10 protein-coding genes and 10 pseudogenes are annotated in these 13,876 nt (G+C 72.3%); all 20 read right to left on the reverse strand.

Annotated elements, in window-relative coordinates:
• Nucleotides 1-45: 45 nt before the first annotated feature.
• Nucleotides 46-958: pseudogene (locus WKH84_RS03840) on the reverse strand (F0F1 ATP synthase subunit gamma).
• Between the two features lie 72 nt (nucleotides 959-1,030).
• Nucleotides 1,031-2,656, reverse strand: a pseudogene (atpA, locus tag WKH84_RS03845) (F0F1 ATP synthase subunit alpha).
• Nucleotides 2,657-2,739: 83 nt separating this feature from the next.
• Entirely contained in the window at nucleotides 2,740-2,859 is a 120-nt protein-coding gene (locus WKH84_RS03850; protein ID WP_341856767.1) for a F0F1 ATP synthase subunit delta, read from the reverse strand.
• A 109-nt stretch (nucleotides 2,860-2,968) separates the two neighbouring features.
• Nucleotides 2,969-3,268 (reverse strand): annotated as a pseudogene (locus WKH84_RS03855) (hypothetical protein); the annotation flags it as partial.
• Nucleotides 3,150-3,449, reverse strand: a complete 300-nt coding sequence (locus WKH84_RS03860) for a hypothetical protein (protein ID WP_341855671.1) — start codon at nucleotides 3,447-3,449, stop codon at nucleotides 3,150-3,152. The pseudogene WKH84_RS03855 and the gene WKH84_RS03860, both read right to left, overlap by 119 nt.
• Before the next feature lie 116 nt (nucleotides 3,450-3,565).
• Complete coding sequence (locus WKH84_RS03865; RefSeq protein ID WP_341855672.1) at nucleotides 3,566-4,111, reverse strand: F0F1 ATP synthase subunit B; 546 nt, start codon at nucleotides 4,109-4,111, stop codon at nucleotides 3,566-3,568.
• A gap of 10 nt (nucleotides 4,112-4,121) precedes the next feature.
• On the reverse strand, nucleotides 4,122-4,352 hold the full coding sequence (gene atpE, locus WKH84_RS03870) for an ATP synthase F0 subunit C (protein WP_062950299.1): 231 nt from the start codon (nucleotides 4,350-4,352) through the stop codon (nucleotides 4,122-4,124).
• Nucleotides 4,353-4,428: 76 nt separating this feature from the next.
• A complete protein-coding gene (locus WKH84_RS03875) occupies nucleotides 4,429-4,716 on the reverse strand; it encodes a F0F1 ATP synthase subunit A (protein ID WP_341855673.1) in 288 nt (95 codons plus the stop codon).
• Nucleotides 4,717-4,774: 58 nt separating this feature from the next.
• Nucleotides 4,775-5,092 (reverse strand): annotated as a pseudogene (locus tag WKH84_RS03880) (F0F1 ATP synthase subunit A); the annotation flags it as partial.
• 365 nt (nucleotides 5,093-5,457) lie between these two features.
• Nucleotides 5,458-5,937, reverse strand: coding sequence for a hypothetical protein (locus tag WKH84_RS03885; protein ID WP_341855674.1), 480 nt, complete (start codon nucleotides 5,935-5,937; stop codon nucleotides 5,458-5,460).
• Nucleotides 5,921-7,045, reverse strand: a pseudogene (locus WKH84_RS03890) (MraY family glycosyltransferase). The gene WKH84_RS03885 and the pseudogene WKH84_RS03890 overlap by 17 nt, the downstream one beginning before the upstream one ends.
• The gene (locus WKH84_RS03895; protein ID WP_341855675.1) at nucleotides 7,042-8,100 is read right to left on the reverse strand and encodes an L-threonylcarbamoyladenylate synthase; all 1,059 of its coding nucleotides are present in this window, start codon (nucleotides 8,098-8,100) and stop codon (nucleotides 7,042-7,044) included. Before WKH84_RS03895 ends, WKH84_RS03890 begins: the two are co-directional and overlap by 4 nt.
• Complete coding sequence (locus WKH84_RS03900; RefSeq protein ID WP_341855676.1) at nucleotides 8,097-8,735, reverse strand: HemK/PrmC family methyltransferase; 639 nt, start codon at nucleotides 8,733-8,735, stop codon at nucleotides 8,097-8,099. Before WKH84_RS03900 ends, WKH84_RS03895 begins: the two co-directional genes overlap by 4 nt.
• An 89-nt stretch (nucleotides 8,736-8,824) precedes the next feature.
• A pseudogene (locus WKH84_RS03905) lies at nucleotides 8,825-9,094 on the reverse strand (peptide chain release factor N(5)-glutamine methyltransferase); the annotation flags it as partial.
• Nucleotides 9,091-10,226 (reverse strand): annotated as a pseudogene (gene prfA, locus WKH84_RS03910) (peptide chain release factor 1). The pseudogenes WKH84_RS03905 and prfA, both read right to left, overlap by 4 nt.
• Before the next feature lie 143 nt (nucleotides 10,227-10,369).
• Nucleotides 10,370-10,582: a 50S ribosomal protein L31 gene (gene rpmE, locus WKH84_RS03915; RefSeq protein WP_341855677.1), complete on the reverse strand. Its 213-nt coding sequence runs from the start codon at nucleotides 10,580-10,582 to the stop codon at nucleotides 10,370-10,372.
• Nucleotides 10,583-10,796: 214 nt separating this feature from the next.
• A complete protein-coding gene (locus WKH84_RS03920; protein ID WP_341856768.1) occupies nucleotides 10,797-11,366 on the reverse strand; it encodes a substrate-binding domain-containing protein in 570 nt (189 codons plus the stop codon).
• A gap of 308 nt (nucleotides 11,367-11,674) precedes the next feature.
• Nucleotides 11,675-11,776 (reverse strand): annotated as a pseudogene (locus tag WKH84_RS03925) (LacI family DNA-binding transcriptional regulator); the annotation flags it as partial.
• Between the two features lie 148 nt (nucleotides 11,777-11,924).
• Nucleotides 11,925-13,406, reverse strand: a pseudogene (locus WKH84_RS03930) (aldo/keto reductase); the annotation flags it as partial.
• 70 nt (nucleotides 13,407-13,476) lie between these two features.
• Nucleotides 13,477-13,638, reverse strand: a pseudogene (locus WKH84_RS03935) (Gfo/Idh/MocA family oxidoreductase); the annotation flags it as partial.
• Nucleotides 13,639-13,876 lie beyond the last annotated feature (238 nt).

A 13,876-nucleotide genomic window follows, 5' to 3' on the forward strand; every position in this document is an offset into this window, starting at 1 on the left:
AGCCGACGCTGGGGCGGGGTCGGCCACAATGTGTCGGCGGATGTCTCAGCGTTCGGTGCGGCCGGATCCCGAGAGCGCGTCGGCGCCGCCGACGATCTCCGTGATCTCCTGGGTGATCTCCGCCTGGCGGGCGGAGTTCGCCAGCCGGGTGAACTTGTCGATCTGCGTCTGGGCGTTGTCGGTCGCGGTCTTCATCGCACGCGCGTGGAGGCGTGCTCGGAGGCCATCGCCTGCAGCAGGATGTTGGTGATGCGCGAGCGGATGTACCGCGGCAGCAGCTCCTCGATCACCGAGTCCGCGTCGGGCACGAACTCGTAGAGCGGGAACGTCGGGGTGTCCTGCTCCTCCCCCGCCTCGACCAGGCCCATCGGCACCATGCGGACGGACGAGGTGCGCTGGAGGAAGCGGCTCTCGAAGCGGGTGCCGACCACGTACATCTCGTCGAGGTGGACCGACGGGTCCTCGCTCAGGAGGTCCTCGGTCAGCGCCGCGGCGATCTCCCGCCCGAGCTCCGGGATCTCGTTCTCCTTGTACGGCGTCCACGCGCGGTGCGGGGGCCGGTTGCGGAACCGGTAGTACGACTCGCCCTTGAGGCCGACGACGTACATCACGGGGGTCTTGCCCTCGTCGCGCGCGTGTTGGCCAGGCGCTCGGCGGCCCGGATCACGTTATGCGAGTAGGGGCCGGTCATGCCTCGGTCCGCGGTGATCATCAGGATCCCGACGCGGCCGGTCTCGTTCCGCTCGCTCTCCAGGAACGGGTGCGAGATCTCCGTGGAGTGCGTCGCCACCGAGCCGATCGCGCGGGTGAGCGCCTCGGCGTACGGCGTGGTCGCCTCCACCCTGGCGTGCGCCTTGGCGATGCGCGAGGCCGCGACCATCTCCTTGGCCTTGAAGATCTTCTTCATCCCCTGGGCGGAGCGGATCCTCTGCTTGTATACCCTCTGCTGGGCTCCCATTGCTCTCCTCGTGCGAGATCGGTGCGTGGCCGGCGGGTGCCGCCGCCCCGTGCGGGACGGCGGCGGCTCGCATCAGCCTCGGACGATCTGCTCCTGCTCGATCTCGCCGGCGTCCATGCGCCTGCTCTCGTCGGTGCGCGCGGCGCTCTCGCCCTTGCCGGCCAGGAAGTCCTGCTTGACCTGGTCGAGGATGCTCGAGAGCTCCTCCTCGGTCGAGGACTCGAACTTGCCGGTGGTGCGGATGGCCTCGAGCACGCCGCCGTTGTGGCGCAGGTGCTCCAGCGGCTGGGCCTCGAAGTCGCGGACGTCCTCGACCTCGACGTCGTCGAACTTGCCCTTGGTGCCCGCCCAGATCGAGACGACCTGCTCCTCCATCGGGAAGGGCGAGTACTGCGACTGCTTGAGCGGCTCCATCAGGCGAGCGCCGCGGTGCAGGCCGCTGCTTCGAGGCCGCGTCCAGGTCGGAGGCGAACATCGCGAAGGCCTCGAGGTCACGGAACTGCGCGAGCGAGAGCTTCAGGGTGCCCGAGACCGCCTTCATCGCCTTCGTCTGCGCGGAGCCGCCGACGCGTGAGACCGAGATGCCGACGTCGACCGCCGGGCGCTGGTTCGCGTTGAACAGGTCCGACTGCAGGAAGCACTGGCCGTCGGTGATCGAGATGACGTTGGTCGGGATGTACGCCGAGACGTCGTTCGCCTTGGTCTCGATGATCGGCAGGCCGGTCATCGAGCCGCCGCCCATCTCGTCGCTGAGCTTCGCGCGGCCTCGAGGAGGCGGGAGTGCAGGTAGAACACGTCGCCGGGGTACGCCTCACGGCCCGGCGGGCGGCGCAGCAGCAGCGACACGGCGCGGTAGGCCTCCGCCTGCTTCGAGAGGTCGTCGAAGACGATCAGGACGTGCTTGCCCTCGTACATCCAGTGCTGGCCGATGGCCGAGCCGGTGTAGGGGGCGATGTACTTGAAGCCCGCGGGGTCCGAGGCGGGGGCGGCGACGATCGTGGTGTACTCCATCGCGCCGGCCTCCTCGAGGGTGGCGCGCACGGAGGCGATGGTCGAGCCCTTCTGGCCGACGGCGACGTAGATGCAGCGGACCTGCTTCGAGGGGTCGCCGGACTCCCAGTTGGCCTTCTGGTTCAGGATCGTGTCGATGCCGATCGCGGTCTTGCCGGTCTGGCGGTCGCCGATGATCAGCTGACGCTGGCCGCGGCCGATCGGGGTCATCGCGTCGATGGCCTTCAGACCGGTCTGCATCGGCTCCTTGACGGCCTTGCGCCGCATGACGCCGGGCGCCTGCGGCTCGAGGGCGCGGCGGCCGACGGTCTCGATCTCGCCGAGCCCGTCGATCGGGGCGCCGACCGGGTCCACGACGCGGCCGAGGTAGCCGTCGCCGACGGGGACCGAGAGCACCTGGCCGGTGCGGCGGACCTGCTGGCCCTCCTCGATGCCGCTGAACTCGCCGAGGACGACGACGCCGACCTCGCGCGGCTCGAGGTTCAGGGCGAGGCCGAGCGTGCCGTCCTCGAAGCGGACGAGCTCGTTGGCCATGACGTTCGGGAGGCCCTCGACGCGCGCGATGCCGTCGGCGGCCTCGCTGACGCGGCCGACCTCCTCGCGCTCGGTGGCGCCTGCCTGGTAGCTGGACACTGCGCTGTCCAGGGCGTTCCGGATCTCCTCCGGGCTGATCGTGAGCTCCGCCATCTCTTCGCTTCGCTTCCTCTCGGTCTCCCCGTGACGGGGATGGTCTGGTAAGTGCTGGGGACGCCGCGGCGTCGTGGTCTGGGTCAGGCCACGAGCGAGGACCGGGCCCGCGAGAGCCTGGCCAGCACGGTGGCGTCGTAGAGGTCGTCGCCGACCTGGATCCGGAGACCGCCCACGACCTCGGGGTCGTGCTGGAGGTTCATCTGCACCTCGCGGCCGTAGATCGAGGCGAGGACCGCCCCGAGCCGTGCCTCTTTGCGTCTCGTCGAGCGGGACCGCGCTGTGCACCGTCGCGAAGGCGCGACGACGGCGGTCCGAGGCGAAGCGGGCGAACTCCTCGATCCGGCGGGCGGGCTTGGTCTCCGTGCGACGTCCCACCGCGCGGGCCGCGAGCGCGACCGTGAGGCGGTGGGTGCGACCCTCCAGCGACCGCGTGAGGAGCGCCGCGCGCTGCGAGGGGTTCTCCCGCGCGTCGTCGAGGGCCGTGGTGAGCTCACCGCTGCCATCGATCATGCGCGCGACCTCGAACTGCTCCGACTCGACCTGCTCGAGCACGCCCTCGGCATGCGCCTGCTGGAGCGGCCGCCGAGACGCCGAGCGACTCGAGGGCATCGAGGATGTCCTCCTGCTCGGACCAGCGCCGGCGGACGACCTCGAGGGCGAGCTCGAGGGCGCGGGGGCCGACACGACCGCCGAACAGCGCGCGCACGGTCTGCTCCTTCACCGCGACGGGGCGGCCCGGATCGGACAGGGTGCGCACGAGCTGGTTGCTGGAATCGATGGCGTCGGCCACCGAGAACAGCTCCTGGGCGTCGGTCTCCGGCGCGCGCCGTCGGCCGCGAAGGCGGCCTCGGCCTGGCGGAGCACCTCGGCGAAGGAGGTGGAGGAGGTTCCTCGCATCACGGGTCCTTATCGGGTGGTGGTCTGGCTCGACTCGAGGTCGTCCAGGAACCGGTCGATCACACGGCGGGAGCGCTCGTCGTCGGTGAGGGACTCCCCGACGATCTTCGAGGCGAGGTCGCTGGCGAGGGTTCCCACCTCGCCGCGCGGCTCGGCCGCGGCGGAGATCCGCTCGGCGCTCAGCCGCTGACGACCCGCGGTGAGCACGCGCTCGCTCTCGGACTCGGCGCGGGAGCGCGCCTCGTCGATGATCTTCTGACCATCGGCACGAGCCTTCTCGCGGATGGACGCCGCCTCCTGGCGTGCCGCCGCGAGCTCCTGCTCCTGATCGCTCTTGAGCTGGTCGACCTGCTCCTGGACCTTCTCCGCGTTGCGGAGCCCGCCCTCGATCTTCTCTGCGCGCTCGTCCAGCACCGCGGTGAGCCGCGGCAGGATGAACTTCATGAAGACCAGCGCGAAGATCACCAGGAAGATGAGCGACCAGACGATCTCCTGGGGCATGGGGACCAGAAGGCGCCAGCTGGGTACCGTCTGCTCTCCTTCGGCAAGAATCATGGGGTGAGCCTCAGCCGAAGAGCAGGCCGGTGACGATGGCCAGCAGCGTCAGGATCTCGGTGAAGGCGATACCGATGAACATGGTGGACTGGAGCTGGCCGCGGAGCTCGGGCTGGCGGGCGGTCGCCTCGGCGGTCTTGCCGACGATGATGCCGATGCCGATGCCGGGGCCGATGGCAGCGAGGCCGTAGCCGATCGACGCGACGTTGCCGTTGAGCTCAGAGAGGATCATCGGGTCCACAGGGGGTTTCCTTTCGTTGTGCCGCCCGGGCGGGCGGCGGACAGGTCAGTCGGGGGGTTCGTGGGTCGGGGGCAGGTCAGTGCTCGTCCGAGGTGGCCATCTGGATGTACACCGCGGCGAGGATCGTGAAGATGAAGGCCTGCGGCGCGGCGACGAAGATCTCGAAGCCGTAGATGCCGATCGCCAGCGCGCCGGCGAAGGGCGAGACCGCCACCAGCCAGGAGCCCGAGAAGAGCAGGCCGTGGGTCAGGCCGATGAACACCACCAGCATGATGTGGCCGGCGACCATGTTCGCGAGCAGTCGGATCGTGAGCGATGCCCAGCGGATCAGCACCACCTGCAGGAACTCGATCGGGATGAGCAAGCAGATAGATGGGCTTGGGCGGCCCGGGCGGGGCGGTCTCGTGCTTGAGGTAGCCCGCGATGCCGCGCTTCTTCACGCCGGCGCTCACATAGACCACGAAGGTCCACAGGGCCAGCAGCAGTGGGAGACCGATCACCGAGGTGCCGGCGAGGTTCATGCCCGGGATGACGCCGGAGATGTTCATCGTCAGGATGAAGAAGAACAGCGTGATGAGGAAGGGCGCGAACTGCTTGCCGTGCCGCAGTCCCAGCGTGTTCTTGATGATCGAGCCGTTCACGAACTCGATGAGGAGCTCGACGATGCTCTGGGAGCGGCCCGGGACGAGCTTCGCGCGGGAGGCGATGATGCACAGCACGATCAGCACGACGGCGATCATGATCAGGCGCACCAGCTGGACGCGGTTGAACTCGAACGGGGTGCCCGCGAAGAGGATCGCGTCGGGGAAGAACTCGTCCAGCGTCGGGATGTGGAAGAGCGAATCGCCCTCGGCGTGCGGCGTGGGGCTGAGGTCTGCGGTGTTCAGCTCGATCTCCCGTGGTCTGGGGCCGACAGCTCTGTGGCGGCCTCGATGTCATTCTCGATCTTGCCGACCCGGTTGCGGCCACCATTGCCTGCAGCGATGGACGACGCCGCGGCGTCCCGGGTGGTCGATCAGTGGTCGGGCCTCACGTGGTTATGCACCGTGATCAGCGCTCGAGCACCTCCGAAAGCATAACAGAGGATCATTCCCCGGCAGGGGCGTCAGGAGCGGTCCGAGGTGTCGTCGACGGGGGCCACGTCGAGGGGCTGGCGGGTCCTCAGAAGCACGCTCGCCTCGACGAGCATGGCCGAGACGCCACCGACCAGCAGTGCGATCCCGATCCACGGCGCGGACAGCGCCTCCTGACCCCTGACAAGGAGTAGGACCAGGATCACAACGAACATCTTGACCGCCCAGGAGCCCAGCACGGTCGCCGCCATCGTCACGGGGGTCATCCGCGGTCCGGCGAAGGCGATCGCGACGGTGGGGAGCACGATCACCAGCGTCAGCGCGGTGCCGACGAGGGCCCCGTACAGGGCCGCGTCCTCCGGACGGGTCGCGGCGAGGGCGAGCACGACGCCGTCGGCCAGAAGGCCGACGCCGGCGGCGATCAGCGTCGCGCGCCGCATGGAGCGGTCGCTCGCGGCGCGCCGCGGGGAGCGCGGGCTCGAGGAGGCGGGGGTCTCAGGCTGAGCGGGCATCGGAGTCCTTCCGGTGGCGGCCGGGCCGCCATCTGAGCGGGTCGAAGGTGAGCAGGACGGCCAGGAGCATCCCGATCGCCCAGAAGATCCCGACCACGTGCCGCGGGGCCATCAGCGGCGCAGCAGGCCCACGCAGATCACGATCGTCCAGGTGTACATGATCAGCACCGCGGTGCGCTTGGAGTGGCCCAGGCCCAGCAGGCGGTGGTGCAGGTGCGCCTTGTCGGCGTGGAAGGGGGACTTCCCCGAGCCGATCCGTCGGACCACGGCGAGGCCGAAGTCGAGGATGGGGATCACCATCACGCCGATGGGCGCAGGATCGGCAGGAACTGGCCGAAGAAGTCCGCGCCGGAGAGGGTCGCGGGGTCGACCTGGCCGGTGACCGCGATGGTGGAGGCCGCGAGCAAGAGGCCCAGCGCAAGATCGAGCCCGAGTCCCCCATGAAGATCCGGGCTCGGGTGAGGTTGTGCGGCAGGAAGCCCAGACAGGCCCCGATCATCACGGCGGTCAGCGGCGCGGCGAGCGAGGAGTAGTCGGAGGCCGAGGTGTCGCGCGTGAGCATGTACGCGTAGTAGAAGAAGGCGGAGCCGCCGATCGCCATCACCCCGGCGGCGAGGCCGTCCAGGCCGTCGACGAAGTTCACGGCGTTCATGCTGACCACCACCACGAGGACCGTGAGGATCAGCGCCGCGCGCCCCGACAGGACGGTCATGCCGTTGATCGGGAGGGTCACCAGGCTCACCCCTTGCCAGGCGAGCAGCAGCGCGGCGAGCACCTGGCCGGCGAGCTTGGTCATCCAGTCGAGGTCCCAGCGGTCGTCGGCCGCGCCGAGCAGGCACACCAGCGCCGCGGCGGAGAGGATCGCCCAGGGCTGGCGGGAGTCGTGGAAGAGTCCTTCGAGGAAGGGCACGTTGCTCGCGATCAGCATCGCGGCGACCACGCCGGCGAGCATCGCCAGCCCTCCCAGGCGCGGGGTGACGGCGTCGTGGACGTCGCGCTCCCGCACCGCGGTCATCGCCCCGGCGCGCCGGGCCAGCGGCCGCACCGCGGGCGTCACCAGGAAGGTGACCGCCGCCGCGAGCAGCAGCAGGAACAGGTAGATCCTCACCCGGGCATGTGCTCCGGGCGGGCGGGGCCGTCGTCCGGCCGGTCCTCCGGCGCGGGGGCCGTCGACCCGGAGGTCGAGGGCTCGGAGGCCGGGGACCCGGAATCCGAGGATCCGGGGGTCGAGGGCTCAGCCGTCGAGGGCTCGGAGGTGGAGGGCGCGACGTCCGACGGCGCGGCGGCGTCCTCGCCGGGAGCGGCCAGCGGCGTCTCGGCCGGGCCCTGCGGGACGCTCTCGAGCTCGGGCTCGGAAGGCAGGTCGAGGACGGAGGGGGTGTCCCCGTCGGCCGCGCCGGCGGGCGCGGCGTCGGAGGCGCCCTGGGTGCTCTCGGCACTCTCGGGCGAGGTCCCGGCCTCGCCGTCCTCGCGTTGCTCCCCTGCCGCGTCCTCGGCCTCCTCCTCGGAGGGCTCGGGCTCGGGGGCGGTGAAGATGTCGCCGACCACGTCGATGATCTGTCGCTTCGTGATGGCGCCCTCCCGCACGATCTCGGCGGGCGTGACGGTGGCGTCGAGGATCGTGGAGCTCGCGCCGATCCGGGCGGCGCCCCCGTCGAGGTACACCTCGACCGCGTCGCCGAGCTGGGTCGCGGCGTCGAGCACGGAGGTCGCCGCCGGCTTGCCGTGGCGGTTCGCGCTGGAGACGGCGAGCGGGCCGGTGCGGCGCAGCGGCTCGAGGGCGGTCTCGTCCTCCGGCATGCGCGGCGCGACGGTGCCGCGGGTCTCGCCCAGGTCCCAGGTGAGCGAGGGCTGAGCGGTGAGGATGATGGTCAGCGCACCGGGCCAGAGCGCCTCGGCGAGGTCCTCGACGTACTCGGGCAGGTCGGTCGCCAGCGCCATCAGCACGGCGCGGTCGCCGATCAGCACGGGCGGCGGGGTGTCGCGGCCGCGGCCCTTCGCCTCGAGCAGGTCCTGCACGGCCTGCGGGGTGAACGCATCGGCGCCGATCCCGTACACGGTGTCGGTCGGCAGGACGATGAGTCCACCGCCCCGCACGGCGTCGACGGCGGCGGCGAGGGCGTCCTCGCGGGTCTCTGGGTTCTGGGTGTCGTGCACGCTCACCGTGACAGTCTCCCATGTCCGTCCTGCGACTCCGATGCACGACGGCGCGCGATCAGGAAGCGGTCGCGTCCGGTGAGGTCGGGGGCCGTGAGGATCCCCTCGAAGCCGCCGTGGTCACGGGCGAGGGCGCGCGTCGCCTCGCCCTGCACGTCGGCGTGCTCCATCACGAGCAGGCCGCCGGGTCGCAGCGACCGCGCCGCCCAGGCCACGACGGCGCGCGGGACCTCGAGACCGTCCTCTCCCCCGCCGAAGAGGGCGCGGTGAGGGTCGTGCGCGAGGACCTCGGGGTCCTGGGGCACGGCGCCGGCGGGGATGTAGGGCGGGTTCGAGAGGACGGCGTCGACGGGGGCCGCCGCGGCGAGCTCCGGGACCTCCCCCAGCAGGTCGGCGTGCGGCACCCGGCCGCGGCCGGGACCGGCGAGCTCGAGGTTCTCGGCGGCGAGCTCCGCGGCGGCGCCGTCGACCTCCACCGCCAGCACGCGGGCGCCGGGCGACTCGTCGAGCACGGCCGCGCCGAGCGCGCCGCCGCCGGTGCAGAGGTCCACGATCTGCTCGAGCGGCCAGCTCGCGTGCTCGCGCAGCAGGTCCAGGGCGAGCTCCGTCTCCGGACGCGGGATGAACACGCCGGGGCGCACCCGCAGCTCGAGGCGGCGGAACGGGCGCCGCCGAGGATCAGCCGCAGCGGCTCGCGCGCCTCGCGCCGTGCGGTCGAGGCCTCGAGGCGCGCGTCGAAGTCCTCCGGTAGCTCGTCGAGCAGGACGAGCGGCCGGCCCGTGCGTGCGGCGTGGGCGATCAGCGCCCGGGCGTCGACGCTCGGCGAGGGGACGCCCGCCTCGCCGAGGCGCGCGGTGGTCCCGGCGAGGGCGGCGCGCAGGCGGAGGCGCGTCCGTCCTCCGGGGGTCCCTCCCCCGGGAGCCTCTCCACCCGGTGCCGGGCCGCCGGGGCTCCCGCCGTCGGCCCGGGTCTGCTCGGCACCCTCCGCCGTGCCGTTCACGCCGGGCCCTCCGTGCCCTCGCGGGCCGCCTCGGCCAGCCGGGCCTCGCGCTCGGCGCGGCGGGAGGAGTCGATCAGCTCGCCGAGGTCGCCGGCGAGGACCTGCGCGAGGTTGTTCGCCTTGTAGCCGGTGCGGTGGTCGGCGACCCGCGACTCGGGGAAGTTGTAGGTGCGGATCCGCTCGCTGCGGTCGACGGTGCGCACCTGGGAGCGGCGCGCGGCGGAGGAGGCCGCCTCCTGCTCGGCGCGGCGCGCGTCCAGCGACCGGGTGCGCAGGATCCGCAGGGCCTGTTCGCGGTTCTGCAGCTGGCTCTTCTGGTCCTGGCAGGAGACCACCAGTCCCGTGGGCACGTGCGTTATCCGCACGGCGGAGTCGGTGGTGTTCACGCTCTGGCCGCCGGGGCCGGAGGATCGGAAGACGTCGATGCGCAGGTTCGCGGGCGCCATCGCCTCGGCCAGCGACTCGGACTCGTCGGCCTCGTCCGCCTCGGGCAAGACCAGCACGCCGACGGCGGAGGTGTGGATGCGGCCCTGGGACTCGGTGACCGGGACCCGCTGGACGCGGTGCACCCCGGCCTCGTGCTTGAGGTGCGCGTAGACGCCCTCCCCAGGTGCGCCGGGGCCGCGGGCGGCGATCGCGACGGTGACGTCCTTCAGGCCGCCGAGCTCGGTCTCGGAGGAGGTCAGCACCTCGGTGCGCCAGCCGCGGGCCTCCGCGAAGGAGCGGTACATCCGCAGCATCTCGGCGGCGAACAGCGCGGACTCCTCACCGCCGGCGCCCGCCTTGATCTCCAGGATCACGTCGCGGGGGTCGTCGGGGTCGCGGGGGCGAGCAGGTCCTCGAGGTGCCCGCGCTCGGCCTCGAGGCGCTCGGTGAGCCGGTCGGTCTCGGCGGCGACCTCCTCGTCGTCCTCCCCCAGCTCGGCGAGCTCACGGGCGGTGGCGAGGTCCTCGGCGGTGGAGGACACGCGGTCAGCGGCCTCGAGGATCCCCTCGAGCTCCGCATAGCGTCGGCCGACGCGACGGGCACGGGCCGGGTCGTCGTGCGGCGTCGGGTCCGCCATCGACTCCTGCAGGGAGGCGTGCTCCCGCCGCAGGGTGGCCAGTCGGTCGCCGTCCTCGTGTTCGCTCATCCGTGCTCCTCCCCGATTCCTGCAGATCCCGCCTGCACGCGACGACGCCGGTGCACGCCCTGGGGCGCGCACCGGCGTCGGAGACCTGCTGTGCGTGGATCAGGCCGCGCAGGCGGCCGTGACCCTCGCCGCTGACACTCCGGTCAGGAGTTCTTCTTGCCGTAGCGGGCCTGGAAGCGGGCGACGCGACCGCCGGTGTCCAGGATCTTCTGCTTGCCGGTGTAGAAGGGGTGGCACGCGGAGCAGACCTCGGTGCTGATGACGCCGTCGGTCTTGGTGCCGCGGGTGGTGAACGTGTTGCCGCAGGTGCAGGTCACCTGGGTCTCGACGTATGCGGGGTGGATGTCAGCCTTCATGTCTCTCCTTGCTCGGGGTCGCTGGGTCGGTGCCCGGCGGGCGCCGTGAACCAGAACCGAGGTCACAGTCTGCCACGCCGGGGCGGGGCGGGGCGAGGGCTCGCGGTGCGGCGTGCGCAACATCGCAGCGGCCGGGGGCGGATGCGCCCGTCGGGCGCGGGGCCCCGCCCTGCGGCCCCGCCCGCGGGCGGATGCAGTCCCGCCCGCGGGGCGCTCAGGTCGACTCGCGCACCACGAGCCGGTAGTCGACCCGGCGGTGGGCCTCCTCGCCCCGCGGCGGCACGGTCCCCTCGAGCATCCCGGCGACCAGCTCGACGGCCTCCCGCGCGACGCGGTCGATGTCCAGGGCGAGCGTGGTCAGCTCGGGGGACACCAGGGTCGAGATCTCGAGGCCGTCCACCCCGGTCACGCGCACCCGGGAGGGTACCTCGATGCCGGAGCGGCGCAGGGCGCGCGGCATTCGCACGGCGAGCTCGTCGTTGAAGGCGACCAGCGCGTCGGTGCCCCCGGCGAGGAGCTCCGGCGGCGCCTCCTCGTGCCCCTCGTGGGGGTGGACGGTGCGCACGGGCACCTCCCCGCCCGGGGCGAGGCCGGACAGGGCGCCGACGAGGGCGCGGGTGCGCTGGTCGGTCTCCTGCGTGCCGTGGTCGAGCACGACGGGGCGCCGCACGCCCCGCTCCCGCAGGTGCTCGGCGAGGTCCACCATCGCCTCCGTGCGCGGCGGCTCGAGCACGCCGGCCTGGTCGATCTGCTCGGGCGTGCCGTCGACCTGCACGATCGGCATACCGCCGCCGCGGATCCCGGCGGTCGCCACGCCGTAGCCGACCAGCGCGTCCACGCGACGCGAGAGGTCCGCGGCGACCTTCTCGGGCGCGGGGCGTCGACCGCCTCGGCCAGGACGACGTTCCAGCCGTGCGGGGCGCAGGCGCGCACCACGGCGGCGCCGAGCTCGGCGTAGTAGGTGTTCGAGAGCCGACCGACGACGAGGCCGAGCGTCGTCGGCCCCTGCTCGACCAGTCCCCGCCCGAAACGGGAGGGGCGATAGTTCAGCTCCTTCGCGGCCTCGAGCACTCGCTCGCGGGTCTCGGCGCTGATCCCGGACATGTCGTTGAGCGCCCGCGAGACCGTCTGCCGGGAGACCCCGGCGCGGGCGGCGACGTCGATGATCGTCGCCCGCCGCTCCTGCCTGCTCATCGCGAGGGAGCGCGCAGGTCGAGCCAGGCCATCTCCTGGGCGCTGAGCTCGACGCCGAGGCCGAGTGTCGAGGAGCGCATCTCGGCGATGCTTTGCGCGGCCCGAACAGGGCGAAGGTCGGGAACTGCTGGTGCAAGACGAAGGCGAGCGCGATCGCGGTGGCGGGCACCCCGCGCTCGGCACCGAGCTCCTCGGCCCGGGCGAGGCGCTCGAAGTTCTCGTCGCTGTAGTAGCGGCGCACAAGCTCCGCGTCGGAGCGGTCCTCCGGGTGGGCGCGGCCGGTGAAGAAGCCGCGCGCCTGCGAGGACCAGGGCAGCAGGGCGATGCCGCGGTCGGTGAGCCATTCCTTGGAGGCCGGATCGGTGGCGTGGACGCATCCCTCCCACGGCACGTCCAGCGCCTCGGCGAGGCCGAAGTGGTTCGAGAGGATCGTGAAGCCGGTGCGGCCGTTGGCCTTCGCGTAGGCGTTGGCCTCGTCGACCCGCTCCGGGGTCCAGTTCGAGCCGCCGTAGGCGCGGATCCGGCCGGCGCGCAGGTGCTCATCCATGACGTCCACGAACTCGCCGACGGGGATGTCGGTGTTGTCGCGGTGCATCATGTACAGGTCCGCGTAGTCGGTGCCCTGCCGCTCGAGGGACTCCTCGAGCTGGCGGGTGAGGGACTCGGGATCGCAGTACGGGGTGTGCGCGCCCTTGGTGATCATCACGACGTCCTCGCGCACGCCGCGATTGCGGACCCACTGCCCCACGAGCTTCTCGATGTACCCGCCGCCGTAGATGAAGGCGGTGTCGAAGGTGGTGCCGCCCATCTCGAAGAAGGCGTCGAACATCGCCGAGGCGTGGGCGAGGTTCATCTGGTTGTCGCAGCCCATCACGAGGCGGGAGACCTGCTTGTCCACGCCGGGGATGCCGCCGTAGGCCATGGGGACCCCGGCGCCGGTGGGCACGCTGGCGGCCTGCAGCGGCCGGCCGGTGAGGGTGGGGATGTCGGCGGTGTCGGCCTCGAAGGGGAAGCGCAGGGAGAGCTCCTCGCGCCAGGCGTCCAGGGCCCGTGCCTGGCCGAGGGAGTTCTCGGCGGTGAGCTCGGGGACCTCGGAGCCGTCGCGGGCGGCGAGGGCGAGCGCATCGGCCTCCAGCGCGTAGGCGGAGGCGCGAGGGATCTCGATACGGCGCGGTTCCTTCCCCACCACGTCGAGCTCGATGACCTGCTCCTCTGTGAGTCCCCACGGATCGGCCAGGCGGATCACGCCGCGGGAGCCGGTGATCGTGGCGGACTGCGGGTCCGCCAGGCGCACGCCGGTGCGCAGGGAGGCGGTGGCGCCGCCGGGGAAGGTCAGCTGGGCGGTGGCCCATTCGTCGACCCCGGTCTCCCCGATCGTGCCGCGGCCGGTGAGCGAGGACGGCTCGAGGTAGGGACGGCCCGCGGCGGCGCCGGCCACGAAGCGGGCCAGGGACAGCGGGTAGCGACCCACGTCGAGGATGCCGCCGCCGGCGGTGGCGGTGTCGAACAGGCGGCCGCCGCGGGAGCCGGTGTCGAAGGCGAAGGAGGCGTCGACGTGGACGAGCTCGCCGATCGCGCCCTCGGCCACGAGCTCGAGGACCCGCACGGTCTGCGGGTGGAAGCGGTACATGTACGCCTCGAGCGAAGACCTTCCCGGAGCGGGCGGCGAGGTCGAGCAGCGCCATGGTGGTGCCGGAGTTCGGGGTCAGCGGCTTCTCGACGAGCACGTGCTTGCCGGCCTCGAGGGCGGCGGCGGCGAGGCGGGCGTGGCCGGTGTGCACGGTGGAGACGTAGACGGCGTCGACCTCGTCGCTGGCGAGGACCTGCTCGTAGTCGCCCACGAGCGCGGGCCCCTCGAGCGGGAACTCCTCCGCGAAGGCGCGGGCCCGCTCGGGCGAGCTGCCGCCGACGGCGACGAGGACGCCATGCTCCGAGTCGGGCGGCCTGGGAGGCGAAGCGGCGGGCGATCGCCCCGGGGCCGAGGACGGCCCAGCGGAACGGGGTGGAGGAGGTGCTCATGGGGCGGGATCCTTCGATGGGGGCGGGCGTCGTCGGCCGTGGACGCCCGGCGACGCGACCTGGAGGGCCCGCTCGTCGTGA

It is taken from the genome of Brachybacterium sp. GPGPB12 (assembly GCF_038396325.1).
GTDB lineage: Bacteria > Actinomycetota > Actinomycetes > Actinomycetales > Dermabacteraceae > Brachybacterium > Brachybacterium conglomeratum.

What these genes read in the sequence shown, in the direction of transcription:
- WKH84_RS03850 (WP_341856767.1), bottom strand. Translation starts at nt 2,859, where the DNA reads ATGAACCTCCAGCACGACCCCGAGGTCGTGGGCGGTCTCCGGATCCAG.
- WKH84_RS03865 (WP_341855672.1), bottom strand. Translation starts at nt 4,111, where the DNA reads ATGATTCTTGCCGAAGGAGAGCAGACGGTACCCAGCTGGCGCCTTCTG.
- WKH84_RS03885 (WP_341855674.1), bottom strand. Translation starts at nt 5,937, where the DNA reads ATGCCCGCTCAGCCTGAGACCCCCGCCTCCTCGAGCCCGCGCTCCCCG.
- rpmE (WP_341855677.1), bottom strand. Translation starts at nt 10,582, where the DNA reads ATGAAGGCTGACATCCACCCCGCATACGTCGAGACCCAGGTGACCTGC.
- WKH84_RS03920 (WP_341856768.1), bottom strand. Translation starts at nt 11,366, where the DNA reads ATGCCGATCGTGCAGGTCGACGGCACGCCCGAGCAGATCGACCAGGCC.